General features: G+C 62.7%; 21 protein-coding genes, 1 tRNA gene, 1 other RNA gene and 1 pseudogene. 10 read left to right on the forward strand and 14 right to left on the reverse strand.

Going from position 1 to position 19,805, the window contains the following annotated elements; genetic code table 11:
• A complete protein-coding gene (locus EP837_RS01410; RefSeq protein ID WP_066528476.1) occupies positions 1-678 on the forward strand; it encodes a L,D-transpeptidase family protein in 678 nt (225 codons plus the stop codon).
• Positions 679-684: 6 nt separating this feature from the next.
• Here the strand turns inward: EP837_RS01410 and EP837_RS01415 are convergent, their stop codons facing one another.
• The 12 genes from EP837_RS01415 to EP837_RS01470 all read right to left on the reverse strand — a co-directional run bounded on the left by EP837_RS01415 (position 685) and on the right by EP837_RS01470 (position 10,478).
• Positions 685-1,215: a hypothetical protein gene (locus EP837_RS01415; protein ID WP_066523889.1), complete on the reverse strand. Its 531-nt coding sequence runs from the start codon at positions 1,213-1,215 to the stop codon at positions 685-687.
• Entirely contained in the window at positions 1,202-1,573 is a 372-nt protein-coding gene (gene hisI / locus EP837_RS01420) for a phosphoribosyl-AMP cyclohydrolase (protein ID WP_066523890.1), read from the reverse strand. The genes EP837_RS01415 and hisI overlap by 14 nt, the downstream gene beginning before the upstream one ends.
• A 63-nt stretch (positions 1,574-1,636) precedes the next feature.
• Positions 1,637-1,713 (reverse strand) — tRNA-His (locus EP837_RS01425).
• Positions 1,714-1,959: 246 nt separating this feature from the next.
• Positions 1,960-2,232 (reverse strand): HU family DNA-binding protein, encoded by a 273-nt coding sequence (locus EP837_RS01430; protein ID WP_066523891.1) that lies wholly within the window; start codon positions 2,230-2,232, stop codon positions 1,960-1,962.
• Between the two features lie 181 nt (positions 2,233-2,413).
• Complete coding sequence (lon, locus tag EP837_RS01435) at positions 2,414-4,810, reverse strand: endopeptidase La (protein WP_066523892.1); 2,397 nt, start codon at positions 4,808-4,810, stop codon at positions 2,414-2,416.
• Positions 4,811-4,938: 128 nt separating this feature from the next.
• Positions 4,939-5,262 carry a YbaB/EbfC family nucleoid-associated protein gene (locus tag EP837_RS01440; protein WP_066523893.1) on the reverse strand — a complete coding sequence of 108 codons (324 nt, stop codon included), beginning with the start codon at positions 5,260-5,262 and terminating at the stop codon, positions 4,939-4,941.
• Positions 5,259-6,866 carry a DNA polymerase III subunit gamma/tau gene (locus EP837_RS01445; protein ID WP_066523894.1) on the reverse strand — a complete coding sequence of 536 codons (1,608 nt, stop codon included), beginning with the start codon at positions 6,864-6,866 and terminating at the stop codon, positions 5,259-5,261. Before EP837_RS01445 ends, EP837_RS01440 begins: the two co-directional genes overlap by 4 nt.
• 51 nt (positions 6,867-6,917) lie before the next feature.
• An RNA gene (ffs, locus tag EP837_RS01450) (signal recognition particle sRNA small type) lies at positions 6,918-7,015 on the reverse strand.
• A 41-nt stretch (positions 7,016-7,056) separates the two neighbouring features.
• Complete coding sequence (gene blaSGM / locus EP837_RS01455) at positions 7,057-7,995, reverse strand: SGM family class A beta-lactamase (protein ID WP_066523895.1); 939 nt, start codon at positions 7,993-7,995, stop codon at positions 7,057-7,059.
• Positions 7,996-7,998: 3 nt separating this feature from the next.
• On the reverse strand, positions 7,999-8,334 hold the full coding sequence (locus tag EP837_RS01460; protein ID WP_066523896.1) for a 2Fe-2S iron-sulfur cluster-binding protein: 336 nt from the start codon (positions 8,332-8,334) through the stop codon (positions 7,999-8,001).
• Positions 8,335-8,352: 18 nt separating this feature from the next.
• Positions 8,353-9,444: a cysteine desulfurase family protein gene (locus EP837_RS01465; protein WP_066523897.1), complete on the reverse strand. Its 1,092-nt coding sequence runs from the start codon at positions 9,442-9,444 to the stop codon at positions 8,353-8,355.
• Positions 9,441-10,478 (reverse strand): cysteine desulfurase family protein, encoded by a 1,038-nt coding sequence (locus EP837_RS01470; RefSeq protein WP_066523898.1) that lies wholly within the window; start codon positions 10,476-10,478, stop codon positions 9,441-9,443. Before EP837_RS01470 ends, EP837_RS01465 begins: the two co-directional genes overlap by 4 nt.
• A gap of 146 nt (positions 10,479-10,624) precedes the next feature.
• On the opposite strand from EP837_RS01470, the gene EP837_RS01475 reads away from it, so the two are divergent.
• Together EP837_RS01475 and EP837_RS01480 are read left to right on the forward strand one after the other, a co-directional pair.
• Complete coding sequence (locus EP837_RS01475; RefSeq protein WP_037463024.1) at positions 10,625-11,281, forward strand: alpha/beta hydrolase; 657 nt, start codon at positions 10,625-10,627, stop codon at positions 11,279-11,281.
• A gap of 145 nt (positions 11,282-11,426) precedes the next feature.
• Entirely contained in the window at positions 11,427-12,512 is a 1,086-nt protein-coding gene (locus tag EP837_RS01480) for an HPP family protein (protein ID WP_066523899.1), read from the forward strand.
• Here the strand turns inward: EP837_RS01480 and EP837_RS01485 are convergent, their stop codons facing one another.
• Complete coding sequence (locus EP837_RS01485) at positions 12,513-12,710, reverse strand: hypothetical protein (RefSeq protein WP_066528479.1); 198 nt, start codon at positions 12,708-12,710, stop codon at positions 12,513-12,515. It lies immediately after the preceding gene.
• Between the two features lie 102 nt (positions 12,711-12,812).
• Between EP837_RS01485 and rpiB the strand changes: the two genes are divergently transcribed.
• The 4 genes and pseudogenes from rpiB to EP837_RS01505 all read left to right on the forward strand — a co-directional run.
• Complete coding sequence (gene rpiB, locus EP837_RS01490) at positions 12,813-13,250, forward strand: ribose 5-phosphate isomerase B (RefSeq protein WP_066523900.1); 438 nt, start codon at positions 12,813-12,815, stop codon at positions 13,248-13,250.
• Positions 13,251-13,262: 12 nt separating this feature from the next.
• On the forward strand, positions 13,263-14,582 hold the full coding sequence (gene glyA, locus EP837_RS01495; protein WP_066523901.1) for a serine hydroxymethyltransferase: 1,320 nt from the start codon (positions 13,263-13,265) through the stop codon (positions 14,580-14,582).
• Positions 14,583-14,675: 93 nt separating this feature from the next.
• Positions 14,676-15,137 carry a transcriptional regulator NrdR gene (gene nrdR, locus EP837_RS01500; RefSeq protein WP_066523904.1) on the forward strand — a complete coding sequence of 154 codons (462 nt, stop codon included), beginning with the start codon at positions 14,676-14,678 and terminating at the stop codon, positions 15,135-15,137.
• Positions 15,138-15,150: 13 nt separating this feature from the next.
• Positions 15,151-15,864 (forward strand): annotated as a pseudogene (locus tag EP837_RS01505) (RNA methyltransferase); the annotation flags it as partial.
• Here EP837_RS01505 and EP837_RS01510 read toward each other — a convergent pair.
• Positions 15,861-16,157 carry a chorismate mutase gene (locus tag EP837_RS01510; RefSeq protein ID WP_066523907.1) on the reverse strand — a complete coding sequence of 99 codons (297 nt, stop codon included), beginning with the start codon at positions 16,155-16,157 and terminating at the stop codon, positions 15,861-15,863. The pseudogene EP837_RS01505 and the gene EP837_RS01510 sit on opposite strands and share 4 nt — an antisense overlap.
• 179 nt (positions 16,158-16,336) lie before the next feature.
• On the opposite strand from EP837_RS01510, the gene rpsD reads away from it, so the two are divergent.
• The 3 genes from rpsD (at position 16,337) to EP837_RS01525 (ending at position 19,804) form a co-directional block, all read left to right on the forward strand.
• Positions 16,337-16,951: a 30S ribosomal protein S4 gene (gene rpsD, locus EP837_RS01515; protein ID WP_066528481.1), complete on the forward strand. Its 615-nt coding sequence runs from the start codon at positions 16,337-16,339 to the stop codon at positions 16,949-16,951.
• A gap of 129 nt (positions 16,952-17,080) precedes the next feature.
• The gene (locus EP837_RS01520; protein WP_066523908.1) at positions 17,081-18,727 is read left to right on the forward strand and encodes a M28 family metallopeptidase; all 1,647 of its coding nucleotides are present in this window, start codon (positions 17,081-17,083) and stop codon (positions 18,725-18,727) included.
• Positions 18,728-18,817: 90 nt separating this feature from the next.
• A complete protein-coding gene (locus tag EP837_RS01525; RefSeq protein ID WP_066523910.1) occupies positions 18,818-19,804 on the forward strand; it encodes an agmatine deiminase family protein in 987 nt (328 codons plus the stop codon).
• Position 19,805 lies beyond the last annotated feature (1 nt).

A 19,805-nucleotide genomic window follows, 5' to 3' on the forward strand; every position in this document is an offset into this window, starting at 1 on the left:
ATGGTGCGGTTGATCAAAAGCCTGGCGAAGGCGGTAGGGCCGAAACTCCTTGTCGGCGGTGCGATCGGCGCTGTTGCATTGTTGGTCAGCAGCTATGTGGACCGCGGGCGGGATTTGCGCTCGTCTGTGCCGAAGGAGCCTTCAGCGCGAGCGGCCGTTGCGACCCCGGTAGCCGAGCGGAGCCGCGCCGAGCCATTGCTCGTGGATCCGCACGCGCTGGTGGTGAAAAGCGTACTGCCGATCACCCAGCCTTTCCGTCATGGCGACTATGCGTGGGACGAAAGCCAGGCTCCTGCGGCTGGCCCATTGATCATCACCGTTGATCTGAAAGCGCAGACGTTGTCTGTTTTCCGCGCAGGTCATGAAATCGGCGCCGCCGTGATCATCTATGGCGTCGACGACAAACCCAGCCCCTTGGGCGCCTTCCCCGTCACGCAGAAGGACGCCGATCATGTATCGACACTATATGACGCGCCTATGCCCTATATGTTGCGGCTGACAAATGACGGTGTCGCGATCCACGGCAGCGACGTCCAATGGGGCAACGCGACCCATGGCTGCATCGGCGTCCCCACGGCCTTCGCCCGAAAGCTGTTCAACGCGGTCAAGCTGGGCGATCTCGTCATCATCACGAACGGCAAGATGCTCAACCTCAGCCAAGCTCGCAACACTGGGTAAGCATGCTCATTCCGGGTTACAGAGCGGGTCCCCGTCGCGATCCTGCGCTCGCAGGGCAGACGCCGCATCGCTTCCCACGCGGGGAAAGCTGACGCCCTCCAGCGATCCACGCCCGTCGCACAGGTCGGCGCATTTCATGTCGAGGACGCCTGGTAGGGAAAGCTGATCGCCGTCATATTGACCCACGACGATGCAGCCGCCAGCGCTGCTGAACTTCAGGATCAGCTTGTCGCCAGCGCGCTTTGCCGTCCCCTGCCCCCGGCAACGCTCCTCTTTTCCGAAGATGGCTTCCGTGCCGAAACGAAAGTCACCTGACCGACCAGGAATGACGCATAACGCGTCGCGGCCAGCCTCATGGCTGCGTTGGAAGAGGCCGATTGGGGAGAGCTTGGCGGCATTCGCGATCACGCCGCTTTCGATCGCCGCTTGTTCCAGACCGGTCGCGGACGGTGTGTCGCCTGACGTTGTTGTGGAGCGCCCACCTTCGCCCTGACACCCCGCCAGAAGCAGCAGGGCAAACAGACTATTCCGCGGCATCAACAGCAGTCAGGCCCTCTGGTCCCACGCGGCGGAAGAAGCAGGAGCGCGCGCCGGTGTGGCATGTCGGCCCCGCCGGCACTGCCTTCACCCACAATGCGTCCTGATCGCAATCAATGCGAATGTCGCGGACTTGCAGCATATGGCCGGAGGTTTCCCCCTTTTTCCACAGCGATTGGCGGCTGCGCGACCAGAAATGGGCGAAGCCGGTCTGAATGGTCAGTTGCAGCGCCTGCTCATTCATGTGAGCGACCATCAGGACATCGCCGTTCTCGACATCGGTCACGACGGCAGTGATCAGTCCGTCACGGTCATATTTTGGATTGAGGGTCAGCCCCTTGTCGCGCGCATCGTCCATAGCCCGGCTATAGAAGGGTCGAAGGCTTCTGCGAAGCCCGCTCGAACCAGCGAAGGGAGAAAATGGGGCGATCGACGGGATCCGAACCCGCGACCTCCGGTACCACAAACCGGCGCTCTAACCAACTGAGCTACGATCGCCACAGGGCCATTCGGCCCAAGAGAGAAGCGGCACATATGCGGCCATTTGAAAGTCGTCAAGCTGACAATTGCGCGCGATGTGCGGAAAAAGAAATGGGGCGCGGACCCACGGCCCACGCCCCTTTCCATTTCAGCATACCGCTGCAATGGGGCCTTCCCCTCTTGCAGCTCAACTCCCCCTAAACCTTCAGACCGCGACGCCTGCGATTATCTCGACAAAGGCGCCCGAACCGGCGCCAGCCTTTATCAGTTGACCGAGTCCTTCAGACCCTTGCCCGCCTTGAACTTGGGCTGAGCCGAAGCCTTGATGGTCATCGTTTCACCAGTCCGCGGATTGCGGCCGGTGGAAGCCTTACGCTGCGAAACGGAGAAGGTGCCGAAGCCGACCAGGCGGACTTCGTCGCCCTTCTTCAGCGCGGCGGAAATGGAATCGAATACGCCTTCGACGGCCTTGCTGGCGTCGCTCTTGCTAAGGCCGCTGCTTTCGGCAACAGCGCTGATCAAATCCTGTTTGTTCATACCTTGGGAACCCCCTTCTAGCTTGTGAATACCTAAGGAATCGCGGCGTAGGCGGCGCAATAAGGCGTAGCTTTAAACAACTGTCAAAGGGAAAGCGACGAAGCCGCCACCTCCGATGAGATTTTCCACCAAGTGGGCAAACCTCAACGAAAATGGCGGTTGGTCGCCAGTGGTCCCCTTGTTAGTGACGGAGCGTCGCGTCTCCATCCCGCCCGGAAGCGGGGCTCGGTTGCGCGGCGAGGTCATCCTCTTCCGTCCAGGCTATCGCTTCGGGTACGGAAACTAGCGCTCTTGAAAGCACCTCGTCCACATGGGACACAGGCACGATCTCCAGCCCTTCGCGGATATTGGCGGGGATTTCCGCCAAATCCTTCTCGTTCTCCGCCGGGATGAGCACCGTCTTGATACCGCCGCGCAAGGCCGCGAGCAGCTTTTCCTTCAAGCCCCCGATCGGCAGCACCCGGCCGCGCAGCGTCACCTCGCCGGTCATCGCCACATCCTTGTGAACGGGGATGCCGGTCAGCGTCGATACGATGGTCGTCACCATGCCGATGCCCGCGGACGGACCATCCTTGGGCACCGCGCCTTCCGGAAGGTGGATGTGGATATCCTTGCGCGTGAAGATGCTGGGCTTGATGCCGTAACCCGGCGAACGAGCCTTCACATAGGAGAAGGCTGCTTGCACCGACTCGGTCATCACCTCGCCCAGCTTGCCCGTTGTCCGGATCGCACCCTTGCCAGGCACAGTCACCGCTTCGATGGTCAGCAATTCGCCACCAACCTCGGTCCAGGCAAGGCCGGTGACGGCACCGATCTGGTTCTCCTCTTCACCAACGCCGTGGCGAAACTTCCTGACGCCAGCATAATCCGCAAGATTTTCAGGCGTGATCGTGACCTTGTCATACGCGCCCTCAAGAATTTTGCGCAGGGCCTTGCGCGCCAGCCGCGCCACTTCGCGCTCCAGCGTCCGCACGCCGGCCTCGCGGGTATAGTAACGGATCAGGTCGCGCACTGCGGCCTCGGTGACCTCAAACTCGCCCTCCTTGAGGCCGTGAGCATCGATCTGCTTCGCCAGCAGGTGGCGCTGCGCGATCTCGACCTTTTCGTCCTCCGTATAACCTTCGAGCCGGATGATCTCCATGCGGTCGAGCAGCGGCTGGGGCAGGTTCAGCGAGTTGGCCGTCGTCACGAACATGATGTCGGACAGATCGACATCGATCTCCAGATAATGATCCTGGAACTTGCTGTTCTGTTCGGGGTCCAGCACCTCCAGCAGCGCCGAGGCAGGATCGCCGCGGAAATCCTGGCCAAGCTTGTCGATCTCATCCAGCAGGAAGAGCGGGTTCATCGTCCCGGCCTTCTTGAGGTTGGTCACGATCTTGCCGGGCAGCGAGCCGATATAGGTGCGGCGGTGACCCCGGATTTCAGCTTCGTCGCGCACGCCGCCCAGCGACTGGCGCACGAATTCGCGGCCCGTGGCCTTAGCGATCGAACGGCCAAGCGAGGTCTTGCCGACACCTGGAGGGCCGACGAGGCACAGGATCGGCCCTTTCAGCTTATTGGTGCGCGCCTGCACGGCCAGATATTCGATGATCCGGTCCTTGACCTTTTCCAGCGCGAAATGATCCTCGTCCAAGATCGCTTGCGCGCGCTTCAGGTCGGTCTTGACCTTGCCCCTCTTGCCCCACGGGAGGCCGAGCAGCACGTCGAGATAGTTGCGCACGACCGTGGCTTCAGCCGACATGGGCTGCATGCCCTTCAGCTTCTTGAACTCGGCATTGGCCTTGGCGCGAGCCTCCTTGCTGAGCTTGGTCTTGGCGATCTTGTCAGCCAGTTCGGCCAGCTCGTCGCCTTCTTCACCCTCGCTATTGCCCAGCTCCCGCTGGATCGCCTTCAGCTGCTCATTCAGATAATATTCGCGCTGGGTCTTCTCCATCTGGCGCTTCACGCGGCCGCGAATCTTTTTTTCGACCTGCAGCACGCCAAGTTCGCCCTCCATGAAGGCGAACACCATCTCCAGACGCTTCACGGGGTCAGCCTCGACCAGCAGCGACTGCTTGTCCGCGACCTTCACATTGATGTTGGCCGCGACCGCGTCGGCGAGGCGGCCCGCATCCTCGATCTCGCGCAGCTGCACCGGCGTTTCGGCGGGCAGCTTCTTGTTGAGCTTGGCGTAATTTTCGAATTGCTCGGCGACGGAGCGCATCAGGGCGGCAGCCTCGGGGCCTTCCGCCGCGATCTCGTCGATGGGATCGACGGCAGCGACCAGATGATTTTCGGCGTTGCTGATCGATTCCAATTGTGCGCGATGCTTACCTTCCACCAGCACGCGGACGGTGCCATCGGGGAGCTTCAACAGCTGCAATACGATCGCGATAACCCCGGTATCGTATAGCGAATCCCGCCCCGGATCGTCCTCAGCCGGATCAAGCTGCGACACGAGGAAGATTTCCTTATTCCCCTCCATCGCGGACTCAAGCGCAGCGACGCTCTTATCGCGGCCGACGAACAGGGGCACGATCATCTGCGGAAAAACCACAATGTCGCGCAGCGGAAGAAGGGGATATTGCGTAGTCATTCAATCTCCGGGAGGCCGCCTATTTTAGCTTTGCCGTGCGGTCTTCGCTTTATGGGGACAATCATCGCGGCATTCAATCGCGTCATCCTATTAAAGAAGGAATGAACCGCCCCTGATTGATGTCCCGATCAGAAGGGCAATTTGAAGCCGGGCGGCAGCGGCAAGCCGCTGGTCATCTTCGACATTTCGGCGGAACTTGCCTCATCCGCCTTCTTGCGCGCGTCGTTAAAGGCCGCGGCGACAAGGTCTTCCAGCATCTGCTTTTCGGACGGAGCAAGCAGGCTGTCGTCGATCGAAACGGCGACGATGCGCCCCTTGGCCGAGGCGCGAACCTTCACCAAGCCGCCGCCAGCAGCGCCTTCAACCTCGATCTTGTCGAGATTGTCCTGCGCGCGTTGCAGTTCCTCCTGCACCCGGCTGGCCATGCCCAATATTTCGTTCAAATCTTTCATCGCTCTGCGCTCCATGGTTCGGTCCGATCAAGGTCGGCATCGGGGAAGGCCTCAAGCACAGCCTTCACTACCGGGGTATCGAATATCTCGGCGCGTTCGCGCGCCTGATTTTCCTGTTGCTGCTCCAGCAGGGACGGAGCCGCGCTTCCTTCGCTGCGCCTGATCTGCCAGGTGACGCCAGTCGCCCGCTGCAGTTCAATGGCCAGCGTGCGGCAAAAATCGCCCTCGTTCCAATCCTGCGTCAGCTGCAATTCCACTTGGGGCGGATCGAATTGGACGATCCGCACACAGTCATGAAGGAAGTCAGCGAGCCGCCCCTTCTTTTGTTCCCAAAGCAGATCGACCACCGCCTGCACATCTTTTGGTAGGGACGCAGAAGGGCCCGCAGACGCGACCGGCGCCGAAGCAGTTTGAGCGACTGCAACAGAGCCGCCTTCGCGCAACAGCCTCGCGATCTCGCCCGGGTCGGGCATGGAAGCCGCGTGCATGACCCGCAGCAGCGCCATCTCGCAGGATTCGATCGGGAAGACGGCATTACCCACCTCCTCATGGCCTTTCAGCAGCAACTGCCAAAGACGATGAAGCGGTGCAAACCCGATTTGCGAGGCCCAATCGCCAAGCGCCTCGCGCTCCTCCGCTGACTGACCGGGATTGGCGATGTCGCGCCCGGCCTTCACCAGCGTCACGGCATGAACCAGTTCCAGCAACCCGCGCATCAGCGCCAACGGCTCGACGCCCAACGCATATTGCTCACGCACCGCGCCCAGCAGCGCCCCAGTGTCACCTTCCAACAGCAGGCCCAGCAGCCGGCGAACCGCTCCCCGATCCGAGAGGCCCAGCATTTCGCGCACTTGAGCAGCGGTGACCAGCGGAGCGCCCTCGCCCATCTCGGCATGCGCAATCGCCTGATCGAGAATGGAGAGACCGTCGCGCGCCGACCCTTCGGCAGCCTGCGCGATGAGGGCCAGTGCGTCTTCTTCGGCCGCCACCTGCTCGGCTTCGACGACATGCGCGAAATGGGCAGCGAGCAGTTCCGCCGGGATGCGGCGGAGGTCGAAGCGCTGGCAGCGGGAAAGCACCGTGACCGGCACCTTGTTCACTTCCGTCGTGGCGAACAGAAATTTCACATGAGCCGGGGGCTCTTCCAACGTCTTCAGAAGCGCGTTGAACGCGTTCTTTGAGAGCATGTGGACTTCGTCGATGATGTATATCTTGTAGCGAGCGGAGACCGCCGCATAGCGCACCGCCTCAATGATCTCGCGAACGTCATCGACGCCTGTGTGGCTGGCGGCGTCCATCTCCACCACGTCGATATGACGCCCTTCGGCGATCGCGCGGCAAGGTTCGCACACGCCGCAAGGATCGATCGTGGGACCACCCTGTCCGTCTTCCCCGACGCAGTTCAGCGCCTTGGCGATCAGACGGGCGGTCGATGTTTTGCCGACCCCGCGCACGCCGGTCATCAGGAAGGCATGCGCCAACCTTCCGCGCCGGATGGCATTGCCGAGCGTCTGGACCATAGCGTCCTGCCCGATCAATTCGCGGAAGTTGCGCGGCCGGTATTTGCGCGCAAGCACGCGATATGGCTGAGGTGAATCGGACATGGAAACAATCTAGCGGCTTGAGGACCGGCTGTCGAAGCCGGAAAGCCGGATAAAGGTGGGAGCCGGAACGACCCGCGGCGAAATCGTTGTGGCTGCTTCCGTCAGGACCTGACCAAGTTGGCGACGACCACGTCCGCCCGACTCCCGGCGCGGCATATGGCGAAAGGCTGCGGCAATGGCAAGGGGCGGCTTACTCCAGCCCAGTACGCTGGGCTTTTGACACAAAATCTAGAGCGGCGCGCGCCGCCTGGGCGATGGCGGCCTCGGCAGCCTTGGCGTCCACAGTCGGTCGATCGAGGTAGATCGCCAGCACATATTGCTCGCCCGATGGGGCCTTTACCAGCGCCACATCGTTGAAGGCGCTGCCGCAGCTTCCCGTCTTGCTGCCCGAAGTCCAGCCCGGTGGCAGGCCAGCCTTGATCCGCTCGTCCCCGGTCGTGCTGGCATTCAACCAAGTCATCAGACGGCTTGCGCTTTCGGCCTTCATGTCACGAAATAGGAGACGCGATATGAGGCTCGCCATCGCTGCGGGGCTGGTGGTGTCGCGGGGATCGCCTTCCATATTTTCGTTAAGGGCGGGCTCCGTTCGGTCCAGCCTGGTCACGGTGTCGCCATGCGCCCGGACGAAGGCGGTCAGCCCTTCGGGGCCGCCGATCATCGGCAACAGTAGGTTCGCCGCACTATTGTCGCTGACCTCGACAGCCGCTTCAGCCAGTTCCGCCATCGACAAGCGACCGCGCTTTCCATTCGCCTTCACGACTGGCGCATGGTCGAGAATATCGGCCTGGGTGAAGGCCACCTGCCCATCCAACCCGAACCGCCCCGCATCCGCGCCCATCAGCACTGCGGCGGCCAAAGGGGCCTTGAAGGTCGAACACATGGCGAAGCGCTCGTCCCGATTGAAGCCGAGGAGGAGGGCGCCTTTATTGTCCACTAGCGCTATGCCCAAACGGCCGCCGCTTTCCTGCTCGATGGTGCGCGGATTACGAACGGTCTTCATTGCCGATTCGCTGACCATGTAGCGAGGCGCTGGCGGCAGCAGAGATTGGCGCGCCTTGTCCTCTTGCGCGGCGGCGCTGCCGACGATCGACGTCAGGGCCGCTGCCATCAACACGGCATGCAGACGCACCCCTTACATGCCCTGCATATTATGGGATTCACCGGGAATGCGAACGGTGAGGCCGTCCAGCTTTTCCTCCAGCACGATCTGGCAGGACAGACGGCTGGTGCGTGTCGCGGCGGCGGCGAGGTCCAGCATGTCTTCTTCCGCTTCGCTCGCCGCCTTCAGCTTGGAAAAATCGCCCGCTTCGACAATGACATGGCAGGTGGAGCAAGCCATCTGCCCCTCGCATGTTCCCTCCAGCGGCTGGCCCGCCGCCTGGGCCACGTCCAGCAAGACCGATCCGGCGGCGGCATCCACCTCCTGCCGGTTTTCCCCATCTGCACTGATGAACGTGACCCTGATCATGATTGCGACTTCCCTTGACTACGGCGCCGCTTGTACGGCTGCCGCCTCATTCATTATGCGTGCAGCGCTCTCCAACTCAGCCAACGTCGCGTAGCGACCAAAGCCGATCCGCACCGATCCGCGCGCCCCCCGGTCCGACAGGCCAATGGCGCGCAGCACATGGCTAGGCCGCCCGGAGCCACTAGCGCAAGCACTACCCAGCGAAAATGCGACATCGCGGCAATCGGACAACAATCTAGCGCCGTCCAACCCCTCGCGCCGGATGTTGAGATTGCCATGATAGCGCGCATCTGCGCTGCCGTTGAGCGTCCAGCCTTCGAACAGCGTGAGCGCGCGCCGCCAAAGCGTCTCGACATGAGCGTGGTCCTGCTCCGCCCTTTCGCGCATCAGCCGGGCGGCCACCCCGAACCCAGCGCATAACGCCGGGGACAGCGTGCCGGACCGAAGGCCCGCCTCCTGCCCTCCACCGTGCATCACCGGGCTTAATCGCACCCCGTCGCGCAGCCATAAAGCGCCGACGCCTTTTGGCCCGTGGATCTTGTGCGCGCTGACCGCCACCATGTCGCAGCTATCGGGGATCGGCACGCGCCCATATGCTTGAACGGCGTCGCAGAGGAACAATGCGCCAGCACGATGAGCGAGGTCAGCCAACTTATCGACGGGCTGTATGACGCCGATCTCATTGTTCACCAGCATCGCCGCGACCAGCCCAACGCCGGGCAGGATCGCGGCCTCTGCTGCTTCCAGATCGACCAGTCCATCATTGCCCACCGGTAGGACCGTCACTTGCCTGCCCTTGGCTTCAAGCGCGGCAACAGTGTCGAGTATCGTCGCATGCTCCGTCGCCAGCGTCACGATGCCGCCAGCGGGAGCACCCTGGATCGCGAGGTTGAGCGCCTCTGTCGCGCCCGATGTAAAAAGCAGGCGGCCGCCATCCGGCAGGAGCGCGCCAATCTCGTCCCGTGCCCGCTCAACCTGAGCTGCAGCCGCCCTTCCCAGCCGGTGCGCGCTGTGTGGATTGGCGAACTGGTCGCGCAGCAGCGGGACCATGGCATCGAACGCTTCGGGCGCGAGGGGAGTTGTCGCCTGATAATCCAGATAGATGGTCATCGGAGCCGTCCAGCCATCTTGATCCACTGATCCGCGAAGCGGTCGATGTCCGCCTCGCTTGTGCACGGGCCGAAACTGACGCGGATGACCTCTCCGGCCGCTGCTTCGTCCCAGCCCATTGCGCGCAGGACATGGCTGGTCTTGAGCGAGCCGGAAGAACAGGCGCTGCCGGCGGAGACGGAAATGCCCGCGAGGTCGAACTGGATAAGCTGCGACCGGGCGGAGATGCCGGGCATACGGTAGCTTGCGATAGTGGCGATGCGCGACGCATCACGCGCGATGATCTCGCCGCCTGCTTCCTCGATCGCAGCGTCGAGGCGAGTGCGGAGCCGGGCTGCTGAAGTTAACCAGTCCCCCGGTCCTTCCAAAGCCGCCGCCATGGCCAATACCGCAGGAAGATTTTCGGTGCCCGCACGATAGCCCTGCTCCTGTCCGCCGCTCGGCTCCAGCAACGCCAGGTCTCGCACCAACAGCGCGCCGACGCCGGGCGGGCCGCCGAATTTATGAGCGCTAATCGCGATCATGTCCGCTTCCGGCAGGGGAAGCTTTCCCGAGCTCTGTGCGCAATCGGCGAAGAGGATGACCCCATCGCGGGCCATCTGGTCCAGAGGCTGTATGACGCCCGTTTCGTTATTGACGTGCTGGACGGCGATGATCTGGCCAGTTCCCTCATCGAGATTTCGAAGATCGATCAGCCCTTCGGACGTGACCAGCAAGCGATCAGCTTTGGGCGTTACGCGGAGGACCGAATCATGTTCGACAGGCGAGGTCGCGATCCTGCTCGCCTTCGCCCGCGTCAGGCCGATGGCGATCGCCTCGCTCGCGCCAGAGGTGAACAGAACATGCCCCGTCCATTCCAGCGCGGTAGCGATCCGCGACCGGGCATCCTCCAGCGCAGCCCGCGCGGCGCGTCCTTCCGCATGCGGACTGGACGGGTTGGCCCAGCGTTCCATGCCCTCCACCATCGCGGCTTTCGCCTCCGGGAGCATCGGGGTGGTGGCGGCATGGTCCAGATAAAGGCGATCGGCGGCCACGAGGCGATGTTACTCATTGATTGCGGAAATGGCGGCGCCTTCTATATAGGCGGTCTGCCGCGCAACGCCAGCACTGGCTTTGCCGCGCCCGCATCCAACCGCCGGCCTCCTTTCTCCGGGTGGCGGCCAGAACCATAATAGGTGCCATGCCCGACGTTATCTTCCCCGGACCCGAAGGCCGCCTCGAAGGCCGCTTCAGCCCCCCGCCCCGTCCCCGCGCACCTGTCGCGATGATCCTGCATCCGCACCCGCAGGGCGGCGGCACGATGAATGATCGCATCACCCAGGCGCTCTACAAGACTTTTGTGAAGCGTGGCTTTGCCGTGCTCCGCTTCAACTTCCGGGGCGTAGGCCGCAGCCAGGGCACGTTCGACAACGGCATCGGCGAACTCAGCGACGCCGCCGCGGCGCTCGATTGGGTGCAAAGCTTCCATCCCGAAGCGCAGACGACCTGGATCGCAGGCTTTTCCTTCGGCGCATGGATCGGCATGCAGTTGCTGATGCGCCGTCCGGAAATCCGCGGCTTCATTTCGGTCGCGCCCCCGGCGAACATGTACGACTTCTCCTTCCTCGCACCCTGCCCCGCTTCGGGCATCATCGTACAGGGCACCGCGGACGAAGTCGTGACCGCCAGCGCAGTGCAGAAGCTGGTCGATAAGCTCCGCACGCAAAAGGGCATCACGATCCATCATGACGAGATTCGCGGTGCGAACCACTTTTTCGAACATGAACTCGATCAGCTGATGAAGTCGGTGGATAATTATCTCGACATGCGGCTGGCCCCGGATTCACCCATCCGCTGAGCCCTCCACCTAAGACTGCAATCGCTCTTAGACCCTCCCCTTCACGCCAAGGGGAGGGTTTTTGCTGCTCGGGAAGCAGGCATTTGAACGCATATATAATTTTGCGCTTGGCCATGCGGCGGCAGGCGGCTAGCCGCGCCCGACAATGAGCGCGGAAAAGAATGATCGCCTGATATGGAGCCGCTACTATAGCGCCTTCATCCCCGCCCCGCCCGGCCCCGGCTTTTTCGACCGGTTGAAGGCGGCGAGCGGGGCGATTGGCGGGATCGCAATCACCGGGCTGCTTTGCGGCCTCATGTTGGGGAACGGCGTCGCTCATCCCCTGCTGGTCGCGCCGATGGGGGCGTCTGCTGTCCTGCTGTACGCCGTCCCGGCAAGTCCGCTGGCTCAGCCATGGTCCGTGTTTGGCGGCAACGTCGTGTCGGCGCTCATCGGCATAACGATCGCGCGGCTGATCCCGGACCCGACCATCGCCGCAGCGCTGGCAGTAGGATGCGCCATAGCCGGCATGTCCCTGCTCCGCTGTCTTCATCCGCCGGGTGGCGCGGTCGCGCTATCGGCCGTGCTGGGCGCTGCGAATGGCGCGCCAAGCTATATGTTTGCCCTGGTGCCGGTAGGTCTCAATACCGCGCTGCTGCTGGCGATTGCGATCCTTTTCCATCGGCTCGCCGGGCATAGCTATCCGCATGTGGCCCCCAAGGCGCCCAGCGCACACGGAACCAGCGACCCTGCGCCATTGCTGCGCACGCCTCCTTCCGAAGAAGATGTGAAGGAAGCACTACACGCCTATGGCGATGTGCTGGACGTCGATCCCGCCGACTTGCAGGTCGTTCTACATCATGCGGAAGTCCGGGCAGCCGAGCGGAGTCATGGGACGCTGACATGCGGCGAGATCATGTCGCGCGATGTAATATCCGTTCGAGGAAGCGAGCCCATCTCCCACGCGCGCCAGCTGCTGCATAGCCGCCGTCTGTTGTCCTTGCCCGTGCTGGACGATGCTGGTCAGGTCAACGGCGTCATCGGCCCGCTGGACCTTTCCCGCGAGGGGGCGCAAGTTCGCGATATCGCCGCAGACCCGTTGCTTGTGACGAAGGACACTCCGGTGGCGCAGTTGCTACGTCCTCTCACAAGCGGCATGCGGCGAGAGGCGGTCGTCGTCGATCATGATGGAAAGCTGCGAGGTTTGGTAACGCAAACCGATCTGCTGGCGGCGCTTGCCCTGCGCGCCTGATCAGTGCGCCCGCCGCTCCAGCATTGACACATCCGGACCGGGAATGGCGGAAATCGCGACATTGGCGAACATCACCAGACCCGCTATAATCATCAGCACGCCGCGTTTGCGGTCGCCCTTCTTCGCGATTGCGTAAACGCCGCCGCCGGTCAGGAGCAAACCCGCCAGCATCAGGATGGATAAAATCGTTGCTGCCATGAGGCAGGCCATAAGCGGCCAGCTGGACTGTGGCAATTGCCCGCCGCTCCCCCTAAGAGGCGCGGGAACGAATCACCTTTTGCGTGACAGGACGACCTCGCCGTGAAAATCGCCATCGCTTCCGATCATGCCGCCGTTGATCTGAAGGCGGAACTCGCAGACTGGCTGCGCTCCGAAGGGCATGAGGTCGATGACCTTGGCCCCGCGACGGCCGACCGGGTGGATTATCCCGACTTTGGGTACAAGCTGGCTTCTGCCGTTGCATCAGGCGCGGCCGAGCGCGGGATTGCGCTCTGCGGATCGGGCATCGGTATTTCCATCGCCGTCAACCGCAACCCGGCCTGCCGCTGCGCACTGGTCTCCGAACCACTGTCTGCCGCGCTTTCTCGCGAGCATAATGACGCCAACGTCCTGGCCCTCGGCGCGCGCCTGACCGGCGTCGATATGGCGAAGGCGTGCGTCACTGCCTTCCTATCCACCGAATTTGGCGGTGGCCGTCATAGCGGCCGCGTCGAAAAACTCTCTCAGCCCGCGCTTTAAGGAGCCTGCCCGATGAGCACCGCACCCCTCGCCCAGCCCGACCTGTCCGATATCCGCGCGGAAGGCTATTTCTCGCGCAGCTTGGCCGATGCCGATCCGGCCGTGTTCGCTGGCGTCACCAAGGAACTGAAGCGCGAGCAGAATCAGATCGAACTGATCGCGTCGGAAAATATCGTGTCAAAGGCGGTGCTGGAGGCGCAGGGCAGCGTCTTCACCAACAAATATGCCGAGGGCTATCCGGGAAAGCGCTATTATCAGGGCTGCGCGCCGTCGGATGAAGTCGAACAGCTCGCCATCGACCGCGCGAAGCAGATCTTCAACTGCGGCTTCGTCAATGTGCAGCCTCATTCCGGCGCGCAGGCGAACGGTGCGGTGATGCTGGCGCTGACCAAGCCGGGCGATACCATCATGGGCCTCTCGCTCGATGCGGGCGGCCATCTTACTCACGGTGCGAAGCCTGCTCTGTCGGGCAAGTGGTACAACGCAGTGCAATACGGCGTTCGCGAAGACACGCATCTGATCGACTACGGCGCTCTGGAAGCGCAAGCGATCGAGGCAAAGCCGACCCTCATCATCGCGGGCGGATCTGCCTATCCCCGTCACCTGGACTTCGCCCGGTTCCGCGCGATCGCGGACAAGGTGGGCGCGCTGTTGATGGTCGATATGGCGCACTTTGCAGGGCTTGTTGCAGGTGGCGCACACCCGACGCCTTTCGGTTTCGCTGATGTCGTAACCACGACCACCCACAAGACGCTACGCGGTCCGCGCGGCGGCATGATCCTCACCAATGACGAAGCCATTGCCAAGAAGATCAACTCGGCAGTGTTCCCCGGCCTGCAAGGCGGCCCGCTGATGCACGTCATCGCCGCCAAGGCCGTTGCTTTCGGAGAGGTGCTCCGTCCCGAGTTCAAGACCTACGCCCAGGCAATTGTCACCAACGCAAAGGCGCTCGCCGCCAAGCTGGAGCAGCGCGGCCTAGCCGTGGTTTCCGGCGGCACGGACACGCATCTGGCGCTCATCGACCTGCGGCCATACGGCATCTCGGGCAAGGACGCCGACGAGGCGCTGGAGCGCAGCTTCATCACCTGCAACAAGAATGGCGTGCCGGGCGACCCGCTGCCGCCGACCAAGACCAGCGGCATCCGGGTGGGTTCACCCGCCGGAACGACGCGCGGCTTCGGCGTGGCCGAGTTCGAAGCGATTGGCGACATGATCGCCGACGTTCTGGAAGGACTGCGCGATAAGGGTGAGCATGGCGAGCCGACCGTCGAAGCCAATGTGCGTGAGCGTGTGTCCGCCCTTTGTGCCCGCTTCCCGATCTACGAGGGCTGATCCCTAATCCGCTCGTGTCGAGAATGGTCGAGACACGTTTTGTGTGCCATTTCGTGTCTCGACTCGCTCGAAACGAACGGAGATATCTGCTGAATGCGCTGCCCCTTCTGTTCCCATGACGACAGCCAGGTAAAGGACAGCCGCCCCACCGAAGATGGCGCCGCGATCCGCCGCCGCCGCCAATGTGAGGCCTGTGGAGCCCGCTTCACCACCTTCGAGCGCATCCAGCTTCGCGACATTTGGGTGGTGAAGAGCGAGGGACGTAAGGAAGCCTTCGATCGGGACAAGCTCGCCCGATCAGTCGATATTGCGTGCCGCAAGCGGCAGATCGATCCAAGCCGCCTCGAAAAGCTCATTTCGGGCATCCAGCGCCAACTCGAAACCAGCGGCGAAGGCGAAGTGCCCGCCCGCGCCATCGGCGAAATGGTAATGGAGGGCCTGAAGCGGCTCGACAGCGTCGCCTATATCCGCTTTGCCAGCGTCTATAAGGACTTCACCGACGCCCGCGATTTCGAGGATTTCGCTGGGAGCGTGAAGGAGGTGGGGAGTGAGTGAGGGCTGGCCAGTTTCCCCTTGCCCCGTCATAGTCCTCGTCCGCCCGCAGCTTGGCGAGAATATCGGCAAGGCTGCGCGGGCGATGCTGAATTTCGGGCTGACCGAATTGCGGCTGGTATCACCGCGCGACGGCTGGCCCAATCCCGATGCGGGGCCATCGGCGGCGGGCGCGGATATCGTGCTCGACAAGGCGGAACTGTTCGACAGCCTTGCCGATGCGGTGGCGGATTGTGCGCATGTCTATGCGACGACCGTCCGTAAGCGCGGGGTGACCAAGCCAGTGGTGACTCCCGAAGAAGCCGCTCGGGAGATTCATGGCGCGGCCGGTCGCTCCGCCTATGTTTTCGGTCCGGAACGGTCTGGCCTGGAAACCGAGGATGTGGCGCTCGCCCGCAAGATACTGACGGTGCCGATCAACCCGGAATTCGGGTCGCTCAACCTGGCGCAGGCGGTCATCCTCTGCGCCTATGAATGGTCGAAACAGGCGCAGTTGGAACAGCCGACGCTGGTCGATCTAGGCGAACCGGCCCCGCAGGCGGAGCTGGAGGGCATGATCGCGCAGTTCGAAGCGCTGCTCGAAGGCGCGGGCTACTTTTTCCCGCCCGATCGTGCGCCCGCGACCAAGCGCACCTTGCGTAACCTGCTGACGAAGCCGGGCTGGAATCACCTGGAAGTACGCACGATGCGCGGCGTTCTGTCGTCGCTGGGCAATCCGCGGCAGCGTTAAGCCTTCAGGCGGTCAAATTCGGTCATTTCATAGGCGATCGATGCTTCGACCAGTTGGTCCCACAAGGTGGCGAGGATTTCCGCCGGAGCGTCCAAACGGTCGGCTGCTTGCCGGACATTCTCGATGACTTCGGCCTTGCGCGGCTCATCGCGAACGGCGCTGCGTTCCGGCTTGATGCGGGCCGCCGCGCGCATATGAGCGAAACGCTGAGCGAACAGCGCGACAAGCTGGCGGTCGATCTCGTCCACGCCGGCGCGGACCTCGGCCATGGTCGTGTAGTTTTCGGGGTTCATGGGCCAAGCTGACTAGGCCCGCCGCGCCCGCCTGTCGAGGGTTGACATGCTTGTCTCCCTTCGCCATAGGCGCGCCTTCGCGATTGGCCCTGCATCCCGGTGAAGCGGTGGCCCTGCCCCTTTATGGCAAGCAGGCGATGACCGGGAATAACGTCGTTAGCTATTGCAAGGAATTCATCATGACGAAGCGCACCAGCGCCAAGTACAAGCTCGACCGCCGCATGGGCGAGAACATCTGGGGCCGCCCCAAGAGCCCGGTCAACAAGCGTGAATATGGCCCCGGTCAGCACGGCCAGCGCCGCAAGGGCAAGATGTCCGACTACGGCATTCAGCTGCGCGCCAAGCAGAAGCTGAAGGGCTATTATGGCGACATCACCGAAAAGCAGTTCAAGAAGAACTATATCGAAGCCGCGCGCATGAAGGGCGACACCGGCCAGAACCTGATCGGTCTGCTGGAGCGCCGCCTGGACGCCCTGGTCTATCGCGCCAAGTTCGCGCCCACGATCTGGTCGGCCCGTCAGCTGGTTTCGCACGGTCACATCTATGTGAACGGCGTGAAGTGCAACATCGCCAGCCGCCTCGTGAAGCCGGGTGACGAAATCACTCTGGGCAAGAAGGCGCAGGAAATGGCGCTGGTTCTGGAAGCGCAGAGCCTGCCCGAGCGCGACATTCCCGACTATGTTTCGCCCGATGGCGCGAGCAAGGTCACCTATGTCCGCGTTCCCACGCTGGACGAAGTGCCCTACCCGGTGAAGATGGAACCCAACCTGGTCGTCGAATTCTATTCGCGCTAAGATTTCTATCATACGGAATTTGGAAAGGGCGGTCCTTCGGGGCCGCCTTTTTTGTTTGTGCGGCGACCCTTGTTTGACGGTCGGCCAACTGGCATCAATCATCTATCGCCGTCGATTCAAGGCCCTGTCATGCGCCCTTCACTCCCGACCTTCGCTCTCCTTCTCAGCGCCGGGACAGCTGCGGTAGCAGCGCCTGCGGAAATCACCCCCTCGATCGACACGATGAAGGAGGTGGTGAAGGAAATCTCCTCCGATCCCTATGAAGGGCGCGCTCCTGGCACCGTGGGAGAGGAAAAGACGCTCGCCTATCTGGTGCAGCGGTTCGAGGCGCTGGGACTTAAGCCAGGAAACAAGGGCAGTTGGTTCCAAGACGTGCCTCTCGTCGAACTCGCCGCCAAAAATGTTTCGCCGCTGCGCTTCACCGGTGGCAAGGCTCCACTCTCGCTCGATTACGGCTCACAGATGGTCGTCGCCACCTACCGGACGACGCAGCCCCATATTGAATTGAAGGACAGCCCCGTCGTCTTCGTGGGCTATGGCATCAACGCGCCGGAAAAGAAGTGGAACGATTATGGCGGGGTGAATGTCCGCGGCAAGACGGTCATCATCCTGGTGAACGATCCGGATTACCAGACGCCGACGCTGCGGGGGCCGTTCGGCGGGCGGGCTATGACCTATTATGGCCGCTGGACCTATAAGTTTGAGGAAGCCGCTCGGCAGGGCGCGGCGGCTGCCATCATCGTGCATGACACCATGCCCGCCGCCTATGGCTGGAACGTCGTGCAGTCTAGCTGGACGGGAGCGCAGCACGTGGCCGACAGCGCCAATGGCAATGCGGACCAATCGGCCGCAATCGGCTGGATGCAGAAGGACAAGGCGGCGGCGTTGATGGCGAGCGCTGGTCTCAATCTCGATGCTCTGAGCGCTGCAGCCAAGAAGCGCGGTTTCAAGGCAGTGCCGCTGAAGGGGATCAAGGCCAGCCTCTCTTTCGACAATATCATCCGCAAGCACAGCTCGAAAAATGTCGTCGCGCTGCTGCCGGGGAAGACCCGTCCTAATGAATATGTCCTGTACGCCGCGCACTGGGACCATCTCGGCCGCTGCGAGGCAGCGCCCGACGGCGACGACATCTGCAACGGAGCCATCGACAATGCGACCGGGACCGCGGCGCTGATCGCATTGGCTGAGGCCAATGTGAAGGCTGGCCCGACCGATCGCAGTCAGGTCTTCCTTGCCGTAACCGCGGAGGAGTCCGGGCTTTTGGGCTCCGCTTATTATGGCAACCACCCGGTATTTCCGCTCGGCCAGACCGTCGGCGGCGTCAATATGGACGCGCTGAGCATGGCCGGGCTTGCCCGCAATGTCGTAGTGATCGGCAAGGCCAAGTCACAACTCGACGCCTATCTCGACCGGGCGCTGGCCGCGCAGAAGCGTGTGGCCAGCCTGGAGCCGACGCCCGAAAAGGGCTTCTACTATCGCTCCGATCATTTCAGCTTCGCCAAGCATGGCGTGCCGATGCTCTATTTCGAAGGTGGGCAGGATCTGGTGAAGGGCGGCACCGCGGCAGGCGCGGCGGCTGCCAAGGATTATGAAGAACATCGCTACCATGGACCCAAGGATGAATATGATCCCAAATGGGACTGGAGCGGCGTGAAGGCGGACCTCAAGCTCTACTATGACGTCGGGCGGGCGCTGGCAAACACGACAGACTGGCCGAACTGGGTTCCCGGCGACGAATTCCGTTCGATCCGGGACAGGAGCCGGGCGGAGAAGTAGCGCGCGCCCGCTTTCCCGTACGCATTTGCGCTGTCATCCGCACCGCGATCCTGTAGAGGGCCCGGGATAGCGCCAGACAGGAGAAAGCCCATGACATTCCGTATGCCCGCCGAATGGGCGCCGCACGAATGGACCTGGATCGGCTTTCCAACCGCACCGGAGGAATGGCCGGGTGCATTTGACGATGCGCGCCAACAGATCGCGCACTTTGCAAATGCACTCCATGCCGAGGGACGCGGCGAGCAGGTACGGCTGGTCGTCGCCACGCCTGCAGACGCCGAAGCAGCAGGCGCGTTGATCGCAGCGGGCGTGGAGATCGTGGTGCAGAAGCTCGGCGACGTCTGGCTGCGCGACACGGCGCCCATCGCCGTGCTGCGCGGGTCCGAGCGGGCACTTGTCGATTTTGGCTTCAACGGCTGGGGCGGCAAATACCAAATGCCTGGCGACGAGGATATCGGCGCGCGCCTCGCCGCTATGACGGGCCTTCCGACCTCCTCCCAGCATTGGGTGTTTGAAGGAGGAGCGGTCGATACCGACGGCACAGGGCTCTTCGTCACGACGGAGCAATGCCTGCTCAATCCCAATCGCAATCCCGATCTGGACCGGGGCAAGATCGAGACGTTGCTGGCAGGCGCGCTAGGGCTGTCCGACATGCTGTGGCTGGGGGACGGGCTGCTCAACGATCATACGGACGGGCATGTGGATAATCTCGCCCGCTTCGTGGCGCCGGGCGTCCTGGCGCTGCCAGAGGCGAGCACCGACGATGACCCCAACGCCGCTCTCTATGCCGACGCCCGCGCCCGCGCTCAGGCATTCGGGGTGGAGGTGGCGTCGATCCCCTCCCCCGGCCGCGTGGTCGTCGATGGTGAAGTGATTCCGGCCAGCTACATGAATTTCTATATCGGCAACGCCGCCGTCATCGTGCCCATCTATGGCCAGCCCAATGATCAGGCCGCCTTGGATGCACTCAAGCACTTCTTCCCCGGCCGCGAAGTCATAGGGCTGCGCAGCGACGCCATCCTATCAGGCGGCGGCAGCTTCCATTGCTGCAGCCAGCAGATGCCGTCCGCGGGATGAG

The organism is Sphingobium sp. EP60837 (assembly GCF_001658005.1).
Classification (GTDB): domain Bacteria; phylum Pseudomonadota; class Alphaproteobacteria; order Sphingomonadales; family Sphingomonadaceae; genus Sphingobium; species Sphingobium tyrosinilyticum.

Excerpts from the sequence above, each read along its gene's own strand:
- EP837_RS01410 (WP_066528476.1), top strand. The coding sequence starts at position 1 with ATGGTGCGGTTGATCAAAAGCCTGGCGAAGGCGGTAGGGCCGAAACTC.
- EP837_RS01415 (WP_066523889.1), bottom strand. The coding sequence starts at position 1,215 with ATGCCGCGGAATAGTCTGTTTGCCCTGCTGCTTCTGGCGGGGTGTCAG.
- hisI (WP_066523890.1), bottom strand. The coding sequence starts at position 1,573 with ATGGACGATGCGCGCGACAAGGGGCTGACCCTCAATCCAAAATATGAC.
- EP837_RS01430 (WP_066523891.1), bottom strand. The coding sequence starts at position 2,232 with ATGAACAAACAGGATTTGATCAGCGCTGTTGCCGAAAGCAGCGGCCTT.
- lon (WP_066523892.1), bottom strand. The coding sequence starts at position 4,810 with ATGACTACGCAATATCCCCTTCTTCCGCTGCGCGACATTGTGGTTTTT.
- EP837_RS01440 (WP_066523893.1), bottom strand. The coding sequence starts at position 5,262 with ATGAAAGATTTGAACGAAATATTGGGCATGGCCAGCCGGGTGCAGGAG.
- EP837_RS01445 (WP_066523894.1), bottom strand. The coding sequence starts at position 6,866 with ATGTCCGATTCACCTCAGCCATATCGCGTGCTTGCGCGCAAATACCGG.
- EP837_RS01460 (WP_066523896.1), bottom strand. The coding sequence starts at position 8,334 with ATGATCAGGGTCACGTTCATCAGTGCAGATGGGGAAAACCGGCAGGAG.
- EP837_RS01465 (WP_066523897.1), bottom strand. The coding sequence starts at position 9,444 with ATGACCATCTATCTGGATTATCAGGCGACAACTCCCCTCGCGCCCGAA.
- EP837_RS01475 (WP_037463024.1), top strand. The coding sequence starts at position 10,625 with ATGCCCGACGTTATCTTCCCCGGACCCGAAGGCCGCCTCGAAGGCCGC.
- EP837_RS01480 (WP_066523899.1), top strand. The coding sequence starts at position 11,427 with ATGAGCGCGGAAAAGAATGATCGCCTGATATGGAGCCGCTACTATAGC.
- EP837_RS01485 (WP_066528479.1), bottom strand. The coding sequence starts at position 12,710 with ATGGCAGCAACGATTTTATCCATCCTGATGCTGGCGGGTTTGCTCCTG.
- glyA (WP_066523901.1), top strand. The coding sequence starts at position 13,263 with ATGAGCACCGCACCCCTCGCCCAGCCCGACCTGTCCGATATCCGCGCG.
- nrdR (WP_066523904.1), top strand. The coding sequence starts at position 14,676 with ATGCGCTGCCCCTTCTGTTCCCATGACGACAGCCAGGTAAAGGACAGC.
- EP837_RS01510 (WP_066523907.1), bottom strand. The coding sequence starts at position 16,157 with ATGAACCCCGAAAACTACACGACCATGGCCGAGGTCCGCGCCGGCGTG.
- rpsD (WP_066528481.1), top strand. The coding sequence starts at position 16,337 with ATGACGAAGCGCACCAGCGCCAAGTACAAGCTCGACCGCCGCATGGGC.
- EP837_RS01520 (WP_066523908.1), top strand. The coding sequence starts at position 17,081 with ATGCGCCCTTCACTCCCGACCTTCGCTCTCCTTCTCAGCGCCGGGACA.
- EP837_RS01525 (WP_066523910.1), top strand. The coding sequence starts at position 18,818 with ATGACATTCCGTATGCCCGCCGAATGGGCGCCGCACGAATGGACCTGG.